Source organism: Bifidobacterium sp. FKU, assembly GCF_026016385.1.
GTDB classification, from domain to species: Bacteria; Actinomycetota; Actinomycetes; order Actinomycetales; family Bifidobacteriaceae; genus Bifidobacterium; species Bifidobacterium infantis.
The window spans coordinates 752,781-772,625 of record NZ_CP092888.1; the positions used below are offsets into that span (position 1 = coordinate 752,781).

The window sequence follows — 19,845 nt, forward strand, 5'->3', positions numbered from 1 at the left end:
TGCAACTGTTGTATATGGGTCTCTTTATCATGAATTGTTGCGTATACAACAATGTGGGGTGAAGGTGCAAACGCACACGGCCCCGCATGGTACGGAGGACAATGGATCGGCATATTCTCAGCATCGAAATGCGTGCGGTAACCAAAGCCGTCGACCGCTATCTGGGCGAGAGCATGCCGCAAACCGCCAGGGAAACCACCGGCGGCAACGCGCATATCATCATGTTCCTGGCGCGTAATCGCGGTCGTGAGATCTACCAGCACACCATCGAACAGAAATTCTGCATCACCCGGTCCACCGCCTCGCGTGTGCTGGCCCTGATGGAGAAGAAGGGCCTGATCGCCCGTGAATCGGTGGAGCATGACGCGCGCTGCAAGCGCATCGTCCTGACCGACAAGGCGGACGCGATCGTCGCCGATCTCAAGGCGAATGGTGACCGGGTCGAACGGTTGCTGGTCGGTGGCTTCTCCGATGGAGAGAAGGCCGCTCTGCGCGACTACGTCGCACGCATGTGTGCGAACATCGAGCGCGCACAACGCGAATTTGAACATCAAACACTCCCTCAGTCACCTGTGGTGATGGCTCCCGATCAAGACGGAGCGGAGGTTGCTGACACGAAGGAGGAGAACGAATGAGCGATACCGCAGAGGCAATCGCGCAGGCGCGCAAAGCCGTCGAACCGGACAAGCCCAAACATGTACTGCGCACGCTGGGCCATTCGATTCGTGAATACAAGAAAGCCAGCATCCTGGCTCCGGTGTTCGTGGCGGTCGAAGGTATTCTGGAAATCCTGATTCCGACCATCATGGCTTCGCTGATCGATGAGGGTATCACCGGTGGCAGCATGCCGGCCACCGTCAAGTTCGGCGTGATTCTGCTGGTGTGCGCGATGGTTTCGCTGGGTGCCGGCTTCCTGTCCGGAAAGTACGCGGCCGTGGCCGGCGCGGGCTTCGCCAAGAACCTGCGCAAGGACCAGTTCGAGAAGGTGCAGGGCTTCAGCTTCACCAACATCGACCGGTTCTCCACCGGTTCGATCGTGACCCGACTGACCACCGACGTGACGAACCTGCAGAACGCCTACATGATGATCATTCGTCTGGGCGTGCGTGCCCCGATCATGGTGGTCGTAGCCTGGCTGTTCTCGTTCCGTATCTCCCCGTCGATTTCCATGGTGTTCCTGGCCTGCATCCCGATTCTGGCCATCGGCCTGTGCGGTCTGGTCGTGCTCGTGCACCCCGTGTTCGAGCGCGTGTTTCACACCTACGATGCGCTGAACAACGTGGTCGACGAGAACCTGCAGGGCATCCGCGTGGTCAAGTCCTACAACCGCGAATCCTTCGAGGTCTCCAAGTTCGGCCGCATCTCCCAGCGCATCTTCAAGGACTTCACCAAGGCCGAACGCATCATGAGCTTCAACATGCCGATCATGATGGTGTGCGTCTACGCCTCGATGATTCTCATCGCATGGATGGGCGCGCGGCAGATCGTCGCTTCCGGCAATAATGCGGCGTTGGGCCTGTCCACCGGCGAGCTGACTTCGCTGGTCACCTATGCCATGCAGATTCTTATGGCCATGATGATGCTGTCCATGATTTTCGTCATGGTGATTATTTCTCAGGCTTCTGCCGAGCGTATCTGCCAGGTGCTGCAGGAGGAAAGCACGGTGCAGAACCCGGCACAGCCGGTGACTGACATGGCCGACGGCTCCATCGAATTCGACCACGTCACCTTCCGCTACTCCGACAGTTCCGAAAAGCCCGTGCTTGACGACATCAACCTGAAGATTCGCTCCGGCATGACCATCGGCATCGTCGGCGGTACTGGTTCGGCAAAGTCGTCTCTGGTACAGCTGGTGCCGCGACTGTACGACGTGAGCTCTGGCTCGCTCAAGGTCGGCGGCGTGGACGTGCGCGACTATGACATTGAGGCGCTGCGCGATCAGGTGGCCATGGTGTTGCAGAAGAACGTGCTGTTCTCCGGCACTATTGCCGAAAACCTCAGGTGGGGCGACCCGAATGCCACCGATGAGGAGATTCGCCATGCCGCGCAGCTCGCGCAGGCCGATGGATTCGTTCAGGAATTCCCCGATAAGTACGACACGTACATCGAGCAGGGCGGCGCCAATGTGTCCGGCGGACAGCGCCAGCGCCTGTGCATCGCCCGTGCGCTGCTGAAGAAGCCGAAGATTCTGATTCTCGACGATTCGACCAGCGCCGTCGATACCAAGACGGACAAGCTGATCCGCGCCGCATTCCACAACGAGATTCCGGACACCACGAAGATCATCATTGCCCAGCGCGTGGCCTCCGTGCAGGAATCCGACATGATTCTGGTGATGGATTCCGGCCGTATCATGGCCTCCGGCACGCACGAGGAACTGCTCACCACTTGTGATGAATACCGTTCCATTTACGAATCCCAGACCAAGAACCAGGCTAAGACCGAAGAACTGACCGCTGCCGAACAGGCTGCTGAGTCATCTACCGCTGAGCCGTCCGAAACCGTGACGGTGACAGTGACCATGCCCACGGCCGATACCAGCGCAGTTGATACCAATGCAGCCGATACCAAGGAAGGAGAAGCACGATGAGCAACGACCAGAGTTTCAAGAATCGCGAGCCCGCCATGGGCAAAGCCGACCCCGGAACCATCAAGCGCATCTTCGGCTACATCTTCCAATACAAATTGCGCGTTATCGCCATCGTGGTGTGCATTTTGGTCGGTGCCGCCGCGCAGGCCGGATCCGCGCTGTTCCTCCAATCGCTGATTGATACTTACATCCTGCCGATGGTGGGGGAATCGAACCCCGACTGGGCTCCGTTGCTGCGCGCCATCAGTCTGATGGGCTGCCTGTATGTGGCTGGTATCGTGACATCCTGGGCTTGGCAGTGGCTGATTATCCCCGTTGAACAGGGCACGCTCAAGAAGATTCGTGACGATATGTTCGCCCATCAGCAGAAGCTGCCGATTCGCTACTTCGACAGCCACGAGCACGGCGACATCATGAGCCACTACACCAACGACACCGATACGCTGCGCCAGGCCATCTCGCAGTCGTTCCCGCAGATGTTCTCCTCGATTATCTCCGCGGCCGCGGCGCTGCTGTCCATGCTGTGGCTGTCCATTCCATTCACCGCGTTCGTAATCGTGTTCACCGTTCTGCTCTACTTCATCGTGCGCAAGATCGTGAGCCGCTCCGGCCGCTACTTCGTCAAGCAGCAGCAGTGGATCGGCGACGTGAACGCCTTCGTGGAGGAATCCGTCAATGGCCAGAAGGTCATCAAGGTCTTCAACCATGAGGACGCCACCCAGAAGACATTTGACGAAAAGAACGAGGAACTCTTCGAGGCGTCCGCCGAAGCGAACACCTGGGGCAACGCCACCATGCCGGTCGTCGGCAATATGGGCTACCTGCTCTACATCCTGCTCGCCATCGTCGGTGCCGCCGTCTCGCTGGCCGGCGTCAACGACATCGGCCTGACCGGCGTCAAGCCGCTCACCCTCGGCACGCTCGTCTCCCTGCTGACCCTATCCCGCTCGTTCATCAACCCGATCGGCCAGGTCTCCCAGCAGCTGACCATGGTGATGATGGCGCTCGCCGGCGCCTCCCGCATCTTCAAGTTGATGGACGAACCCATCGAGGAAGACAAGGGCACCGTGACGCTCGTGAACGTCGAACTTGGGCCGGACGGCCGCACCATGACCGAAGTCGACCATGAGACCGGCCACTGGGCGTGGAAGCGTGAGATCGGCGACGATGGTACGAGGTCTCTGAAGGCCGCCGAAAAGCTGCGCGGTTCCGCCTGCGAGGTGGCGATGAAGGCCAAGGAGCAGGCGATCACCTCGCCTGATGGGCGTTATACGCTGCTGCGCGGCGACGTGCGCTTCACCAACGTGACCTTCGGCTACAACCCGGACAAGCCGGTGCTGCACGACATCACCTGGTTCGCCAAGCCCGGCCAGAAGATCGCGCTCGTCGGCGCCACCGGTGCCGGCAAGACCACCGTGACCAACCTCATCAACCGGTTCTACGACATCCAGCACGGCCAGATTCTGTATGATGGCATCTCCGTGGCCGGCATCAAGAAGCCTGACCTGCGCATGTCTTTGGGCATCGTGCTGCAGGACGTGAACCTGTTCACCGGCACCGTGATGGACAACATCCGTTACGGCCGCCTGAACGCCACCGATGAGGAATGCATCGAGGCCGCGCGTCTGGTCAATGCGGACAGCTTCATCCGCATGCTGCCCAAGGGCTACGACACAGTGCTCGAAGGCGACGGTTCCGGCCTGTCCCAAGGCCAGCGCCAGCTGATTTCCATTGCCCGTGCGGCGGTGGCCGATCCGCCCGCGCTGATCCTTGACGAGGCCACGTCCTCGATTGATACGCGCACTGAAGAGGTTGTGCAAGCTGGTATGGATAACCTGATGAAGGGCCGTACGGTCTTCGTCATCGCCCACCGCCTGTCCACCGTGCGCAACTCCGATGTGATCATGGTGCTCGACCATGGCAACATCATCGAGCGTGGCTCGCATGACGAGCTGATCGCGCAGAAGGGCGAGTACTACCAGCTGTACACCGGCGCGGTGGAACTGGAGTAGCCGGTACGCCAGCAAAAACCGCACCTCGATTATCGGGTTGAAGCAATTCTCATCCGGTGGTTGAGGTGCGGTTTTCTATGTTGAGAGCCGTGTGTTGGCGCAGGATTACGAATATTGGCGGTGAAAAGAGTACATTTGAATTGTTGCTTTGACGATGTATCGGCCGCAAGGAGGGGACTATGGCGTTCGTGACGTTGAAGGATGTTGCTCAACGTGCCGGTGTGTCGGCTGCTGCTGTTTCCCAGATACTTCACAATAAAGGCCGCTTTTCTAGCGATACGCGACAGTTGGTGCTGAAAACTGTTGAGGAAATGGGGTATGTGCCCGATCAACGTGCTCGCTCCATGCGCTCGTCGGATACTAAGACTGTTGGCCTGCTGGTTCCTGATTTGCGCAATCCGTATTTCGCCGATTTAGTCTCGTCAATGGAAGACGAGTTGTATGCCCGAGGCTATTCCACGCTGATTGGTACTTCAGCAAAAACAGTGGAACGCCAGGATGCGTTTATTGACAATCTGCTTGGGCAACGTATTGACGGGGCAATCGTGGTGCCGCAAGGTGTCAATTCGCCTGGTATGCAGTCGTTTATCGCGCGCGAGCTACCACTGGTGTTCGTGGATCGTTTGATATCGGGAGTAAATTCGGTGCCATTCGTAGTGTCCGACCCATACCCAGGTGTTTGCGAGGCGGTTGCCGAACTTGTGCGCTTAGGGCATCGTCACATTGGATTTGTGTCACACTCGTCACTGGGCTCGTCCAATATAAATGAGCGTGAAGCGGCATTCCGTTCTGCTGTGGCACAGGTGACGCAGTTGGGGGAGGGAACTGCGGCGGTTGTCGACTGTGATTCTACATATGTTTCGCGCGAAGCAGGACTAAATGAACTTGTAAGAGCAGGTGTTACGGCGATTATTTGCGCTTACTCGCCTGACATGATCACGATGATTGGTTTGCTGCATGACCGCGGCATTGATATTGGTAGTGAAATGTCAGTGATTTCATTCGATGACATTGCCGTATTCCGTCTGCTGACTCCGCAAGTCGCGATTATTTCGCAGCAAGCTGAGGATATGGGTCGCCAGGGCGTGGATATGTTGCTCGACATGATTATAAATAATGATTGCAGTCGTGGTGAATCGTGCTATGTCCCGTCATCGTTTGTACTGCGTGATTCGGTTGGGGCTCCTATGTGGCGTGTTCCCTGATATTGCAGCGTTTATCAGGTGCATGAAGGCTGGGTTTATGCGCTGAACAGTGCTGACGTGCCGACATCGTTGACAACATTGGTAAAAGGTTATATCATAATTTTCATTAGTTGATTAAACGTTTTATCAATGGCGATGGTCAACGATGATCGGTTTGGAGGAAACTCACAGAGGAGGTGAGCGGGCAATGTGCATATCGATTCAGCAAGATGCGCTGACAGCCGAACTGTACGTCAGCGTTCGCGACGCTGTGGGTTTCTTCCATTACGACCGCGAAGACGCGCGTATGGCGCTGGATGGTGGGCTGTATTCCGTGGTTGCCTACGTTGATGGTCAGGTGGCCGGAATTGGTCGTGTGGTCGGCGATGGACGTATCGCATTCTTCATCAAAGATCTCGTGGTATTACCGCAATACCAAGGGGATGGAGTCGGTACGGCGGTGCTGCGCGCACTTATCACACGCATTCGAGAACACTGCTGCAACCATGCGTACATTGGCCTGATGGCAACACCTGGCAAGGAATCGTTCTACGAAGAGCATGGGTTCCTGCGCCGGCCGGCACCGGGTTATGGCAGCGGATTAGTCCAATTCGTTGATCCCGTTCCGCTCAGCGCAGCTGAATCCACCGCCACAAGCGGAATCAAGTAATCGGCTCGCCGAGCACTACGCATAACACGTATATCAACACACCACGAAAGGAACCGAACAAGCAATGAAGCAGATCCCTCTGATTATCGACACTGACCCCGGCATCGATGACGCCGTCGCCATCGCACTGGCAGTGTTCAACCCGCGCTTCGACGTGCGGCTGATTACTACGGTTGCTGGCAATGTCAGCATTGAAGCGACAACGACGAACGCGCTCAAGCTGATGGCCTACTACGGTAAGGATGTACCGGTCGCTCGTGGCGCTGCTGAACCGCTGATCCGTCAGCTTGATGATGCAAGCGATATCCACGGTAAAACCGGTATGGAGGGATTCGATTTCCCTGAGCCCAAAACTGAACTTCTGCTGGATAAGCATGCTGTCGAAGCAATGCGCGACGAGATCATGGCTTCTGCTGAACCCGTCACCGTCATGCCAATCGGTCCGCTGACCAACATCGCACTGTTGCTAAAAACTTTTCCGGAAGTCAAGTCGCGTATTGAGTGCATTGTGCTCATGGGTGGTTCGGTCACTCGCGGCAACAAGGGTGTTATGGCCGAATTCAATATTTTCGTTGACCCTGAAGCCGCCAAGATTGTGCTCACTTCTGGTCTTGACATTACTATGGCCACACTGGACGCCGGCTTGGGAACTGTGATTCCGCCGGAGAAAACCGCTCAGCTTAAGGATATGGGCAAGGTCGGTCTGATGGCTCATGACCTGTTCCAGCGCTACCGCAAGCGCAGCTTCGGCACCGGTCTCAAAATGTATGACGCTTGCGCAGTCGCATGCTTGCTGGAGCCTGACCTATTCGACATGACTAAGGCATTTGTGGACGTAGAAATCGCTGGCGAACTCACTGCAGGGTGTACGGTCGTTGATCTTAAGGGCTACCTTAAGCGCGAACCGAATGCCACCGTCACCACCGGCGTTCACGCAGATCGATTCTGCGACTGGTTCATGGACGGCATCGCCCATTGTGCATAGTCCCTTGTCTCTTCGACGCCGCTAACACCGGCGCCCCTGAGCGCATCAATATTCGTGAATTCAACAACAGAGAATAAGAGAACAAAGAAAGGACCAGACCGATGGAACTGGTGATTATGTACCTCGTGGCAATTGCCGCGGTTGGCATTGTGGGCTTTATGCTCGTGAAGAAAATGGACATTAAGATTTCCCTGTTCCTCATCGGCATTGTGCTGATGTACATCGCATTGCTGATGGGCAAGGACATCTCATTTACCGACTTCGTTTCCAGTGGTGTCACTTGGCTTGATCCGTTCAAGGTTGTAGGCGATCAGTTCGTGAGCACGCTCACTTCTGCTGGCTTCATCATCCTCATCCTTGGTGGCTACACCGGCTACATGTCCCATATCGGAGCCAATGAAGTCACGGTAAGTGTGCTCGCCAAGCCGATTGCGCACATCAAGTCCCCGTATATCCTCGTGCCGATTACCTTCTTGTTGGGCAACCTGTTGTCTCTGGTCATTCCGAGTGCTTCCAACCTGGCTATCATCCTTATGGCAACGCTGTACCCGGTGCTTCGCCAAGCTGGTATGAGCCTGCTGAGCGCAGCTGCAGTCATTGCCACTACTGCAACGATTATGCCGACCCCGCTTGGCTCCGACAATGTTGCCATCGCCGCTGAACTCGCTAAGACCGACATGTTCTCCGGCCTGACCGCCAGCGATTACGTCTTCCGTTATCACGTGCTCGTTTCCATCCCGACCTTGCTCGTCATGGCACTGGCACACTACTTCTGGCAGAAGTTCATGGACAAGCGCGCTGGCTCGGATTTGACCGACGGTGATGTTGACCTGGCTGAGGTTAAGGCTGTCGAAGGTAGCGCTCTCTACCGCACTGTGTATGCGATTTTGCCGCTGCTGCCGATCATCATGCTTCTCATCGTGTTCGCCATCACTTCCGCCACCGGCGCAAAGATCGACCTGAGTGTTGAACTCGCTTCCATTCTCTCCTTCGTGATCGCCATTATCTGCGAGCTCATCCGCACTCGCAAGGGCAAGGAAACCCTCGCTGGCACCGAGTCCTTCTTCAAGGGCATGGGTGGCGCAATGCCGATTGTGGCACTGTTGGTCGCTGCTTCTGTGTTCGTCGTTGGTCTTAAGTCCATTGGTCTGATCACCGAACTGCAGAACGCAATGACCGGCCTGTCCGGCTCTGGTATGGGCTTCGTGCTGCCGCTTATCCTTGTCGGCCTCACTGCGCTCATCGTGCTACTCTCCGGTTCCGGTACCGCACTGTTCTTCGCGATGGTTCCGCTCATGGTTCCGCTGGCCGCTGCTGCTGGTATCAATGTGCTCGCTGTGTCCATCCCGATGGGTCTCGCTGGCAATCTGCTGCGCGCTGTCTCGCCGGTCTCCGCTGTGGTGATGATCGTCGCCGGCTCCATCAAGAAGAGCCCAATCGACATTGTGCGCCGTACCAGTGTGCCGATGATCGCTGGCGTAATCGTCATGTTCATCCTGTCCATGGCAATCTTCCTGCCAATGGGTGCGTGATGCTGATATAACCATCACAATCCGCTAGGCGTCAGTCGTCAGCAGAACATATCAATCGCGCAGACGATTTGGCCCCGAATACGTGCAATGCCCGGGATTTGACTTCAGACTCCGGGCATTTGCATACCCGCACGATTGTGTTTCCATCGTGATTTTGCTGAAACGTAGAACAAGCGCAGAACATAGAAGACAGGCCGAAACAAGAAGACCGAAAGGAAATGCATCATGTCAGCATCATGTCTTGACTTGCTCGACCACCTGCACGGCAGTGTGTCCGTGGTCGGATCAATGAATGTTGATTACACGGTCGTTACTGAGCGGTTGCCGAAACCGGGAGAGACCGTCAACGGTGGCCCGCTGACCTTATTGCCGGGAGGCAAATCAGCGAATCAGGCATCGGCGGCTGCGCGAATTGGGGCGCAGGTGCGGATGTTTGGTGCAGTCGGGGAAGATGCCAATGCGGATTTTCTGCTGGAGCATTTGCGCGATGCTGGTGTGGATACTTCGCATATCGCTGCCGTTGCAGGTCCCAGTGGCACTACGGTAATTACCGTGGACGCGAATGGCGAGAACACCATCGTATATTCGGCTGGTTCCAATGGTGAGGTATCTGTCGACTATGCGCGGCAGTCATCTGATGCATTGGTTGCTGCTGATGTGCTGGGACTGTGTTTGGAGAGTCCGATGGAAACGGTCACCGCATGTGCTCGCCTCTGTCATGATGCCGGGCTCAAGGTATTGCTCAACGATTCGCCATTCGTTGCTGAACTACCCGCTGAACTTATCGAGGCTTCGGACATTCTGCTGGTCAATGAACATGAAATGGCACAGCTGCTGGACATCGCCGAGCCTGACGATGACGATTGGGATGGACTGGACTGGTCTGATGTGGCGCGGCAGATGCATGACTTCGGCTTTAATCAGGCGGTAATTACGCTTGGCGGGGATGGGTCGGTAGTCATCGATGGTGATGATATCTATCGTATTGCGCCAGTTGCGGTTGAGGCCATCGACACTACCGGGTGCGGAGATGCCTTTATGGGCACGGTTCTGGCCGGACTTGCCTCGGGTCGTGCGTTGGCGGACAGTGCGCAGTTGGCCTCATACGTTTCCGCGTACGCCGCGACTGGGATCGGTGCGCAAGCCTCTTATGGTACTGCTGCTCAGATTCGTGAGCGGTTTGGTGCGAATTGATTACTGAGAAGTGTGGAGTATTGCCAGCCGTGAATTGGTGCAGACCTAACACGTTCATTTAGGCGCTATGCGGGAACGAATTGGACTGTGTCTAGTTCGAGCGGATAGTTGACGTAGGGGGCGGTGCTGTTTTGTTGGACTCATCGTTGATTCCATCACCATCAATCTGACCAATAATCCTGAAGTAAAGAAGGTTGTGGACTATTGGCAGCAGATGCTGGATGAAGGGCTGATCGACACGCATACGAAGGCTTGGCAAGACAAGCTTGTTGCATATGGAAAGGATTAGGGATACAAGGTCAATGAATAATAGGTATGGTCGCTGATTCTCGTTGACGGCAAGCCCCTGTTAGTGGGGATTCCTGACTGCTCCGGTCTTGAGACCCATGTGTTGAAGCTCGGCTTATAATTTACCTAAGCCGAGCTTCTCGCATAACTATGCGGGTCAATGACTGAGGGGGCACACGCATCGCTGCGGGTCGACGATGCTGCAACCATACGGCGTCATACCCGCATGACGTGAGTTACACTATGTAGTAAAGTAATTTACTGAAATACTGCGTATTGTTACGTACTGAGGCGTGGAAGGCTCAACTATGGTCACGATGAAGGAAATCGCACAGAGATCAGGCTTCTCGCAGGCCACGGTATCCCGGCTGCTCAATGGGGACCCGACATTGTCCGTCAAAGAGGAGACGCGACGGCGCATCATCGAGGTCAGCGAGCAGCTTGGCTACGCTACCGGATCACGCCGTATCGCATTGCCACGCCGTGTGGCCGTACTCGACAACGCCACCCGCGAGGAAGAACTGGCGGACGCCTATTTCGATGAACTGCGGTCCGTGCTTGGCGACAATGCCAGAGCCCAGCACATGGAACTCACGTCGTTTTCCCATATCGACGATCTGATTGTCAACGCCGGTGATTTCGACGGCTTCATCTCCATCGGACCGTCCGTACTCTCTTCGGATGGACTGTTGAAGCTCCATCTGGCATTGCCCCATGGCGTGTTCATCGACATCAATCCTGCGCCCAGCCTGTTCGATTCGGTACAGCCGGATCTGGGGCAGACCATTCTGGAGGCCTTGGACGTACTGATGGCCTCCGGCAAGCGCCGCATCGGCTATATCGGCGGCGCCGGCTTCACGATGGGCCTGCACGAATACCCCGAAGACGGCCGTCTGACCGCATTCCGCAACTGGACCGAGCGTCTGGGGCTGGATACGGAGGGGCTGATCTATGCGCAGGGCGCCTTCACCGTGGACACCGGACGCGTCCTAGGCCATCAGGCGGTCAAGGACCACCGCGACGACATGCCGGATGCGTTCATCGTGGCCGCCGATTCGATCGCGGTCGGCGTACTGCAGTCGTTCACCGCGGCGGGCGTGTTGGTACCGCGCGACACCAGCGTGATCAGCATCAACAACCAGTCCATCGCCCAATACACCTCGCCGACGCTGACCAGCTACGACATCGACCAGAACGAACTGGCCGACACGGCGATCACGATGCTCGCCGAGGCCATCTCCAGCAAACGCACGTTGCGGCACCACACGTTCATCTCCACCACCCTCGTGGTGCGGGACAGTTTCGTTCCCGTGCGATGAGCGTACGGACGGCCCCGCAACGCACGACCGCGTGGTTGCCGATGGGGCGGTGCGGGCCTATGCTGGTGCGTGAAACGTCTGTCAGGGGCGGTTAATGTCGATCGCCCGGTATGTCCCTGTTGCGGGGTCGCCGACAACGAACGAGGATGGTGGGGCCGTGGGCGTCGCCGTCCCCGCGTCAGGTCGGTGTGCGTGACGGTGGTGGGGCGTCTTGACGGCGCGGTGCGATGGTTTTTGGAGGAACCGCAATGAGCAGTCAGGAGAACACGATCATGCGGCTGCAGCCCGGTGCGTTGCAGCAGCGGACGCCGATGCGCAGCCGCTGCGATGTGACGATGGACGCGATCAAATCGTATATTCTGCGGGAGCGGCTCCAGCCGGGCGATCTGCTGCCGACGGAGATCGAACTGTGCGAGGCCGTCGGCGCTTCGCGTTCGTCCGTGCGCGAAGCGGTGCGCAAGCTCGAAGGGCTCAACATCGTCAATGTCGAACACGGCAGGGGGACGTTCGTCGGTTCGCTGTCCCTTGACCCCATGGTGGAGACGCTGGCGTTTCTCTCGATGGTGTCGGTGGGCAAGAACTTCGACGATCTGAAGGACGTCGTGGAGCTGAGGAGGTTCCTCGACCTCGGATGCGCGGATGAGGTGTGCGCGAAGGTCAAGGGGACGGAACAGCCCGAGCTCGGTGCGCTCGTCGACGCCATGGTCTCGTCCGCCGAACGGGGCGAGGATTTCCTGTATGCCGACATCGACTTCCATATGGGACTGCTGGATCCGCTCGGCAACACCATCGCCAAGCAGATGGTGCATTCCCTGTGGCTCGTGCACATGGCCGTGCTCCCGCAGATCGGCTTGGCGCCTTCGGAGAAGATGCTTGACACGGCCGAGGCGCACCGTCGCATGCTGGATGCGGCGATCGCCGGCGACGCCCAGATGTACCGTGAGGCCGTGCGCGAGCATTACCGGCCGATCGAATCGATACTGCGCGAACACCTCCCCGTGCGCTGACGCGTGGGCGCTGCGTGGGATCGGTCCACGATCCGTATGCGCCGCCCGACACGAGGCGCGGTGCACTGATATACATCAGATGTCTGATGTATAATCGGGGATGTACATGTCTCAACCATTTCATATTTCGAGGAGGAAATATGAAGCCGGAATTCATCGTTGGCGCGTATGCGTCGCTTCCGCAGGGGCGTCCGTCGCAGGAACTGTACTACATGCTGCTGGGCGAGCAGTCATGGGTCCGCGGGACGGAACTGCCGTTCCCCGGCGACCTTGCGAATGAGGACGACCGCCATTGGCTCGCCAAACACCTGCCCGCCCACTGGCACACGAACTCGGTCACGGCCATCCCCGGCACGATGCGGCGCATGAACGAGGATCCGTGGTTCGGACTCGCCAGCCCGCAGGAGGCCGGGCGCCGCGATGCGATCGGATTCTTCGAGGACCTGCGACGCGCCGTCGCCGACGTCGCGCGCGTCCGCGGCGCGCAGGACATCGCCTACATCGAACTGCACAGCGCACCAAGACGGGTCTCCGATGCCGAGCGTATGGAGGAATCGTTGCGACTGCTCGCATCATGGGATTGGAGCGGCGCACGACTCGTCATCGAACATTGCGACCGTTACATAGACGGGCAGGAGCCGGAAAAGGGTTTCCTCCGCCTCGACGACGAGATCGCGTTGTGCAAGGAGCTGGGAATCGGACTGACCATCAACTGGGGACGGTCCGCGGTCGAAGGCCGAAGCGCGCGGACCGCGCTGGAACACGTGCGCCGGTGCGCCGACGCCGACGCGCTTACCGGACTGATGTTCTCGGGAGCGGGGCCGAAGGAGACGATCTATGGATACCCGTGGATCGACGGACATCTGCCGATGAATCCGGACGAGCCGACATCGCTTATGGATGCGGATGCGATCGCCGAATGCATGCGCGCCGCAAACACGCAGAAACGGCCGATCGCCTATGTCGGCGCGAAGGTGTGCGTGCCACGGGACGCGACGCTCGACGAGCGCGTGCGCTACCTGTCGCACATCCATGAGGCGGTGGAACAATGAGCGATTTCCTCGCATTCGACATCGGAGGCACGAAGATCGCCAGCGGATTCGTCCGGCTGTCCGACGGCGATGCCGCTCCCACCGTGTTGCTGCGCGATGAGGAGCCGACACACGCCTCGCAGGGAGGCGACGCCGTGCGCGAGCGCATCGTCGCGTCCGCGCGCCGTCAGCTCGACCGCGCGCGTGCCCAAGGCATAGAGCCGTGCGGCATCGGCATCGCGGCCGCCGGCGTGCCCGACGGCGAGACCGGAGAGATCATCGCCGCGACGGATCTGCTCCCCGGATGGAAAGGCCAGCGGATCTACGATGCGTTCGGCGCGATCACCGATCTGCCGGTGCATATGGTCGGCGACGTCGTCGCGCATGGGCTCGGCGAAGCGCATTACGGCGCGGGGCGTGGCGCCCGTGTCCTCTTGTCGGTCGGCGTGGGCACCGGCATCGGCGGCGCGATCATCGTCGGCGGCGTGCCGTTCCTCGGCGCGCATGGCATGGCGGGACATGCCGGACATGTCGTGAGCGCTCTTGGCGCCGGGGTCCCGTGCTCGTGCGGAAGCGTCGAGGGGCATGTCGAACCGGTCGCAAGCGGCACCGGACTGGCGACGTTGTACAACATGCGCGCCGGTGGCGAACCGGTGCGCAATGGCGGCGACGTCGCCGCGCTTGCGGCGGATGGCGATGCGCTTGCCTCATCGGTCATCGAAGACAGCGCCCGGGCGCTCGGCGCGTGCATCGGAGGCATGGCGAATCTGGTGGATCCCGACGGCATCGTCGTCTCCGGGTCGGTCGTGAATGCGGGGCCGGTGTGGTGGGATGCGTTGCGCGATGGGTTCGCCCGTTCCGCATTGCCGTTGCTGCGCGATGTGCGGATGCGTGAGGGCGAGCTCGGCGGCGACGCGCCGCTCATCGGCGCGGCCGTCGCGTCCCGTCGCGTCGTCGGTTGATTGGGCCGTCGCGTTCGGGCGCGGCGGCTGGCATACTCTGTGCAAGGAAAGGATACATAATGATGAGCAGGAATCCGGTTATCGAACGTGTGAAAGGCGGACTCATCGTCAGCTGCCAGGCGTACCCCGGCGAACCGCTGCGCCACCCGGAGACGATGGCGCAGATGGCGATGGCGGCCGTCGAGGGCGGCGCGGTCGGCATCCGCTGTCAGGGACTCGCCGACATAGCGGCGATAAAGGGCCAGGTGGACGTGCCGGTCATCGGCATCTGGAAGGACGGTTCGCAAGGCGTGTACATCACGCCGACGCTGCGTCATGCGCGCTGTTGCGCGGCGGCGGGCGCGGACATCGTGGCCTTGGATGCGACGGGACGGCCGCGCCCGGACGGGCGGACCTATGCGCAGACCGTGCAGGCGCTGCACGATGAGGGCGTCACGGTCATGGCCGATTGCGGCAGCTTCGACGATGCGCGCCGCGCCGTCGATGCGGGCAGCGACATCATCTCGACGACGCTTTCCGGGTACACGGGCGAACGGGAGAAGACCGACGGCCCCGATTTCGAGTTGCTCGAGTACATGGTGTCGTCGTTCCCCGATACGCCTGTGCTGTGCGAGGGCCGCATCCATACGCCCGAACAGCTGCATGACGTGATGAGCCGCGGCGCGTGGGCGGCCGTCGTCGGCACGGCGATCACCCATCCGACGTCGATCACGCGCTGGTTCGCCGCCCGGCTCGACCATTAGCGGCCGGTGGGGGCGTGTTCGGGAACATGTGTCGCACACGTGTTCCCGAACACGCCCTCAGTGCGTTTCGGCCGCGCCGAATACGCTCAACGGCAGCATGGTGAAGTACAATCCCGCGGTCTCGCGCTCCCAGAGTAATCCGAGTTCGCCGTCCGGCAGCATCGTCATGCACTGATAGCCGTAATGATAGGGGTTGATGCAGCGATGCGCCGCCCATGTGCGTGCGCCGTCCAGACTCAGCCGCAGCACCCCGTTGCCGCGATACGGCAGCATCTGGCTTGCGTTCGCGAACACCATCGTGTCCGATCGCGGCGCGCAGGCCACGGCGTTCGGTTGGCAGAAGATGTCGGGGACGTCTTTGTCGAAGTACAGGTCATCCCATGTCTCGCCGCCGTCGTGGCTGAGCGCGACGCCGATGCGCCCGGCATGGTTCTGGTTGCGGAAGAAGCACACGACGGTGCCATCCGCGCGCTCGACGAACACGGATTCGTGCGTGGTCGCGTCATCGTCCCGGATGTTCTTCGGGTCGACGGCGGTGCCGTTGACGATGCGGCCGTCGTTGATCATCGAACCACGTCGCCATGTGTCGCCGCCATCGTCGCTGATGAGCGCTCCGCCCGAGTAATGCTTGAGTGAGGCGCCGGTGCAGTAGAACGGGACGAGCAGACGCCCGCGATGTTCGGAGGCCTGGAGCTGGATGCCGTTGCCGGGCGAGACGCCCAGGAAGTGCATCCAATCCTCTTTGATCATGTGGTTGATGTTGCGTGGTGTGCTCCACGTCTCGCCGTCATCGTCGGAATGCAGTTCGATGATGAAGCTCGTGCGTTCGATGAGCAGTGATTCGTCGGGGTCAGCGCCCTCCTTGAGGTAGATGTTGCCCGAGGCCCGTCCCTCGTGCGTCACGTTGCCGTGCGCGTCGACCCGGTATCCGGTGCGCTCGCCGCCGCCGTCAAGCACCATGCCGTCATCGGCGAGTACATAGCGTGTGCCTGCGCGATCGTACAGGCACGGTCGCCCGTGCCGGTCGACCCCGGTGCCGGGCGTGTTGTTCGGCAACCCGACGCCTCCGGCGAAGCGGTCGATGAGGACGGTGAGACGGCCATTGCGTTCGTCGCATACAAGACATGAGTCGATCGTGCACGCGCCGTCGACGCCTTCGCCTGGATTGGCGATCACGGTCTGCATGTCGAGCCAGGTGCGGCCACCGTCAAGCGACCTGCGCATGACGAAGTTGATGTGGTTCGGCGCGTCATTCGCAATCGCGGTGCGCTGGTCGGCGCCGGCGACGACCACGCCATGAGGAGTGCGGATGATCGAGGGGATGCGATAACTCACGGATCCGTGGTAACCCTTGTCGAACAGTGCGGTCGTCGTGAGCGCCGGTGCGTCCGAAAGCCTGCGGATCGCGCCGTCGGTGAGCGGGGTCGTGAAGACGCCGCCGTTGCGCACCTCGCCCATGAGCCTGACGCCTTCCGTGTTCTGCCCGATGGCCACCTCATCCAGTTGCGGCCAGTCGCCGAAGAACACCTGTCCCGCTTGATGCAGTTCGTGCCAGCCGTCGACGTACATGTCGATGGCGCCACGCGCGGAACGAATCGACAGATCATGCCATCGGCCGTCATCCCATGCGCCGCGCGCATGGTAGGTGGATGGCTCATACAGGCCATCCGCGGCCGTCATCGTGATGCCGTTGTCGTCGATCGAGACGGCGAGGCGTTCCTCGCCGCGCTCGCCGGCGGCGAGAAGCGTGCCGTACTGGCGGGGTCCGCGCACGCGAAAATGCATGAAGATCGTGCCGGAACGTAGCGTGCGCACGCGGCGCACATCTCGTGGGGCGAGCTGGGCTGCGGCGAAGTCGATGTCCGGTGCGGGTCTCGGCGTCAAGGCGGCGATGCTTTCGGAGGTGAGGGGGGTTGCATGCAGACGCATGTCGGTCACGTCGATGGACGGGCCCGCGAGGCGAATCGCGCCTTGGCCTGACCCCTCGGTTCCGGTGAGCGTCGTGGGGCACAGGTTCGCCGTGCCGCTGAAGCACTGGGAGCCGTCGAGGTAGACGCGCGTGCCGAACTCGCCGAATGTGAGCGCGAACGTGTGCATGGCGCCGTCGGCTATCCCCGTCGTGTCCTCGATGTCGAAATCGACGTGCTGTCGTGGCGTCGTCGCGCGCACGCGCAGAGCGTCATGTTCGATGGCGCATATGAGGAGCGGCGCGTCATTCGCCGATCCATTGACGGCATCGAAGATGCGGCCGTCCGCGTGTGCGCGGAATCTGCACGCGATCGTGCCTTCGGGTGAGGGGAATGTTCGCTGTGACCAGCTGATCGGGTTGGATGCTGCCATGGTCAATGACTCTCCTTTGAGCGGGCCCGTATATGTGCCGTGCCATGAATGGGACATCTGAAGTCATGGTATCCAACCAAAGGGAAACATCAGACGTCTGATTTCAATGGTAGCGCACGTCGGGGGATGCCGCACCTGCGTGGCGTGTGGTCGGCGACATGCGGGTCGGGATATTTGAAATAAGACGTCAGACGTCTTATCATTAAACCCAGTTCAGCCCAGAAACGGAGGCACGGCGGATTGGTGGTCCGGCCGGCCTGGACGATTGTCGATGTCGACCATCGTCGAGTTGGACGCACGATGACACATTCTCAACGATGAGGAGATCTCAATGGTCAAGATTAATGCAAGGGTCAGGGCGGCCGTGGCGGCCATCCTGGCCGGCGGCATGGTTGTCGCCATGGCCGGCTGCGGCGGCTCGTCCGCCACAGCCGGCGCCACCGGCACCTCGATTCCAGATACGATCACGACGGAAGTGGCATACGCGAGCCGTGACTTCATGCCGAACACGACGTCCGGAGCGCTGCCGATGTCGGCGAATTGGCATGTCGTCGAACCGCTGTACGCGCTTGACTACACGACTTACAAGACATTCCCGGCGCTCGCCAAAGGCGCGCCTCAGAAGGTCTCCGACACCGAGTACGTGATCACGCTACGTGACGGCGCGAAGTTCTCCGATGGCACGCCCGTCAAGGCGTCCGATGTCGTGAGCTCCTACAAGCGCTCGACCGCCGAAGGCAGCCTGTTCATCTCGATGCTCGACTTCATCGACTCCGTCGAGGCGAAGGGCGGCAACCAGGTGGACTTCAAACTCAAGGAAGCCTTCCCGATGTTCGAGAAACGTCTGGCGCTCATCCCGATCGTCCCGTCCGGCAAGTCGGACGCCGAACTCAAGAAGATGCCCACCGGTTCCGGGCCGTGGAAGTACACGGCGATCACCGACCGGCAGGTGAGCTTCGAGAAGAACGACGCCTACAACGGCAAGTATCCGGCCCAGACAAAGAAGATGGTCTGGAACGTCAACGTCGACGACACCGCGCGAGTCACCGCGATGCAGGCCGGCAAGACGGACGTCATGGAAAACGTGCCCGCGAAGGCGGTGCAGACGCTGACGTCCTCGGGTTCCGACATCCAGACGGTGCAGGGCTTCAACCAGGCGTTCATCATGTTCAACACGAAGAAGAAGCCGTTCGACGACCCCCGCGTGCGTCAGGCCGTGTTCTACTCGATCGACACGAAGAAGCTCATCGACAACCAGCTGTCCGGACAGGCGCAGACCGTCACGAGTTTCCTGCCCGAGAACTTCGCGAACTACCATAAGGCGAAGAACGTCTACACGAAGAACACCGCGAAGGCCAAGGAACTGCTGAAGGAAGCAGGCGTCAACGGTCCGATCAAGACCACGCTGTACACGACCGACCAGACCTGGGTCACGCAGCTCGCCCCACAGATCAAGAACGATCTTGCGGAATCAGGCATCGACGTGGATATCCAGTCGATGAAGTCGTCGGCGTTGTATCCGTCGATCACCGACAAGGACGGCGCTGACTTCTCGATGGTTCTCGCCCCGGGCGATCCCTCGGTCTTCGGCAACGACCCCGACCTGCTGATGAACTGGTGGTACGGAGACAACGTCTGGACCAAGCAGCGCACGTTCTGGAAGGGGTCGGAAGGCTATGACGAGCTGCACGACCTGATGGGCAAGGCCCTGTCCGCGTCGAGCGATGCCGAGCGCCAGGACTACTGGAACCAGTGCTTCGATCTGCTTTCCGAGCAGGTGCCGCTTTATCCGCTCTTCCACCGCAAGGTGAGCACGGCCGTCAAGAAGGGTGTCTTCGACGAATACAAGACGATGGGCACGACGGGTCTCAACCTGGTCCAGGCCAAAGTCGCACAGTGAGCCACGCAAAGGAGCGATGGCGCAGAACCCTTCCCTGACGATCTGATACCAAGACAGGCCCGTTCATCTTGTTCCCCTTCCCTCCGCG

At 59.7% G+C, this 19,845-nt stretch carries 15 protein-coding genes; 14 read left to right on the top strand and 1 reads right to left on the bottom strand.

The genetic code is table 11. The features are described from left to right. Positions 1 to 101: 101 nt before the first annotated feature. The 13 genes from MMB48_RS03420 (at position 102) to MMB48_RS03480 (ending at position 15,517) form a co-directional block, all read left to right on the top strand. Entirely contained in the window at positions 102 to 635 is a 534-nt protein-coding gene (locus MMB48_RS03420; RefSeq protein WP_032744713.1) for a MarR family winged helix-turn-helix transcriptional regulator, read from the top strand. Further along, a complete protein-coding gene (locus MMB48_RS03425) occupies positions 632 to 2,590 on the top strand; it encodes an ABC transporter ATP-binding protein (RefSeq protein WP_032744712.1) in 1,959 nt (652 codons plus the stop codon). The genes MMB48_RS03420 and MMB48_RS03425 overlap by 4 nt, the downstream gene beginning before the upstream one ends. After that, the gene (locus tag MMB48_RS03430) at positions 2,587 to 4,602 is read left to right on the top strand and encodes an ABC transporter ATP-binding protein (protein WP_032744711.1); all 2,016 of its coding nucleotides are present in this window, start codon (positions 2,587 to 2,589) and stop codon (positions 4,600 to 4,602) included. The genes MMB48_RS03425 and MMB48_RS03430 overlap by 4 nt, the downstream gene beginning before the upstream one ends. 179 nt (positions 4,603 to 4,781) lie before the next feature. Then, entirely contained in the window at positions 4,782 to 5,807 is a 1,026-nt protein-coding gene (locus MMB48_RS03435) for a substrate-binding domain-containing protein (protein WP_032744710.1), read from the top strand. A 187-nt stretch (positions 5,808 to 5,994) separates the two neighbouring features. Beyond that, a complete protein-coding gene (locus MMB48_RS03440; RefSeq protein WP_032744709.1) occupies positions 5,995 to 6,456 on the top strand; it encodes a GNAT family N-acetyltransferase in 462 nt (153 codons plus the stop codon). Between the two features lie 64 nt (positions 6,457 to 6,520). Then, positions 6,521 to 7,441 carry a ribonucleoside hydrolase RihC gene (gene rihC / locus MMB48_RS03445; RefSeq protein ID WP_032744708.1) on the top strand — a complete coding sequence of 307 codons (921 nt, stop codon included), beginning with the start codon at positions 6,521 to 6,523 and terminating at the stop codon, positions 7,439 to 7,441. 101 nt (positions 7,442 to 7,542) lie between these two features. Then, positions 7,543 to 8,973: a C4-dicarboxylate transporter DcuC gene (gene dcuC / locus MMB48_RS03450; RefSeq protein ID WP_032744705.1), complete on the top strand. Its 1,431-nt coding sequence runs from the start codon at positions 7,543 to 7,545 to the stop codon at positions 8,971 to 8,973. Positions 8,974 to 9,198: 225 nt separating this feature from the next. Next, positions 9,199 to 10,167, top strand: coding sequence for a ribokinase (locus MMB48_RS03455; protein WP_032744704.1), 969 nt, complete (start codon positions 9,199 to 9,201; stop codon positions 10,165 to 10,167). Between the two features lie 596 nt (positions 10,168 to 10,763). Continuing rightward, a complete protein-coding gene (locus MMB48_RS03460) occupies positions 10,764 to 11,774 on the top strand; it encodes a LacI family DNA-binding transcriptional regulator (RefSeq protein ID WP_032744703.1) in 1,011 nt (336 codons plus the stop codon). Between the two features lie 272 nt (positions 11,775 to 12,046). Then, complete coding sequence (locus MMB48_RS03465) at positions 12,047 to 12,781, top strand: FadR/GntR family transcriptional regulator (protein ID WP_230581268.1); 735 nt, start codon at positions 12,047 to 12,049, stop codon at positions 12,779 to 12,781. A 140-nt stretch (positions 12,782 to 12,921) separates the two neighbouring features. After that, on the top strand, positions 12,922 to 13,833 hold the full coding sequence (locus MMB48_RS03470) for a DUF4862 family protein (protein WP_032744702.1): 912 nt from the start codon (positions 12,922 to 12,924) through the stop codon (positions 13,831 to 13,833). After that, positions 13,830 to 14,774, top strand: coding sequence for an ROK family protein (locus MMB48_RS03475; protein WP_012577042.1), 945 nt, complete (start codon positions 13,830 to 13,832; stop codon positions 14,772 to 14,774). Before MMB48_RS03470 ends, MMB48_RS03475 begins: the two co-directional genes overlap by 4 nt. Before the next feature lie 59 nt (positions 14,775 to 14,833). Continuing rightward, positions 14,834 to 15,517, top strand: coding sequence for an N-acetylmannosamine-6-phosphate 2-epimerase (locus tag MMB48_RS03480; RefSeq protein ID WP_032744701.1), 684 nt, complete (start codon positions 14,834 to 14,836; stop codon positions 15,515 to 15,517). Between the two features lie 57 nt (positions 15,518 to 15,574). Here MMB48_RS03480 and MMB48_RS03485 read toward each other — a convergent pair whose 3' ends face one another. Further along, complete coding sequence (locus MMB48_RS03485) at positions 15,575 to 17,857, bottom strand: sialidase family protein (RefSeq protein WP_050496288.1); 2,283 nt, start codon at positions 17,855 to 17,857, stop codon at positions 15,575 to 15,577. A gap of 331 nt (positions 17,858 to 18,188) precedes the next feature. Between MMB48_RS03485 and MMB48_RS03490 the strand changes: the two genes are divergently transcribed. Continuing rightward, complete coding sequence (locus MMB48_RS03490; protein WP_032744700.1) at positions 18,189 to 19,757, top strand: ABC transporter substrate-binding protein; 1,569 nt, start codon at positions 18,189 to 18,191, stop codon at positions 19,755 to 19,757. Positions 19,758 to 19,845 lie beyond the last annotated feature (88 nt).

Coding starts and splice junctions, on each gene's coding strand:
- MMB48_RS03480 (WP_032744701.1), top strand. CDS start 14,834: ATGATGAGCAGGAATCCGGTTATCGAACGTGTGAAAGGCGGACTCATC.
- rihC (WP_032744708.1), top strand. CDS start 6,521: ATGAAGCAGATCCCTCTGATTATCGACACTGACCCCGGCATCGATGAC.
- MMB48_RS03485 (WP_050496288.1), bottom strand. CDS start 17,857: ATGGCAGCATCCAACCCGATCAGCTGGTCACAGCGAACATTCCCCTCA.
- MMB48_RS03470 (WP_032744702.1), top strand. CDS start 12,922: ATGAAGCCGGAATTCATCGTTGGCGCGTATGCGTCGCTTCCGCAGGGG.
- MMB48_RS03440 (WP_032744709.1), top strand. CDS start 5,995: ATGTGCATATCGATTCAGCAAGATGCGCTGACAGCCGAACTGTACGTC.
- MMB48_RS03425 (WP_032744712.1), top strand. CDS start 632: ATGAGCGATACCGCAGAGGCAATCGCGCAGGCGCGCAAAGCCGTCGAA.
- MMB48_RS03435 (WP_032744710.1), top strand. CDS start 4,782: ATGGCGTTCGTGACGTTGAAGGATGTTGCTCAACGTGCCGGTGTGTCG.
- dcuC (WP_032744705.1), top strand. CDS start 7,543: ATGGAACTGGTGATTATGTACCTCGTGGCAATTGCCGCGGTTGGCATT.
- MMB48_RS03475 (WP_012577042.1), top strand. CDS start 13,830: ATGAGCGATTTCCTCGCATTCGACATCGGAGGCACGAAGATCGCCAGC.
- MMB48_RS03420 (WP_032744713.1), top strand. CDS start 102: ATGGATCGGCATATTCTCAGCATCGAAATGCGTGCGGTAACCAAAGCC.
- MMB48_RS03460 (WP_032744703.1), top strand. CDS start 10,764: ATGGTCACGATGAAGGAAATCGCACAGAGATCAGGCTTCTCGCAGGCC.
- MMB48_RS03490 (WP_032744700.1), top strand. CDS start 18,189: ATGGTCAAGATTAATGCAAGGGTCAGGGCGGCCGTGGCGGCCATCCTG.
- MMB48_RS03465 (WP_230581268.1), top strand. CDS start 12,047: ATGCGGCTGCAGCCCGGTGCGTTGCAGCAGCGGACGCCGATGCGCAGC.
- MMB48_RS03455 (WP_032744704.1), top strand. CDS start 9,199: ATGTCAGCATCATGTCTTGACTTGCTCGACCACCTGCACGGCAGTGTG.
- MMB48_RS03430 (WP_032744711.1), top strand. CDS start 2,587: ATGAGCAACGACCAGAGTTTCAAGAATCGCGAGCCCGCCATGGGCAAA.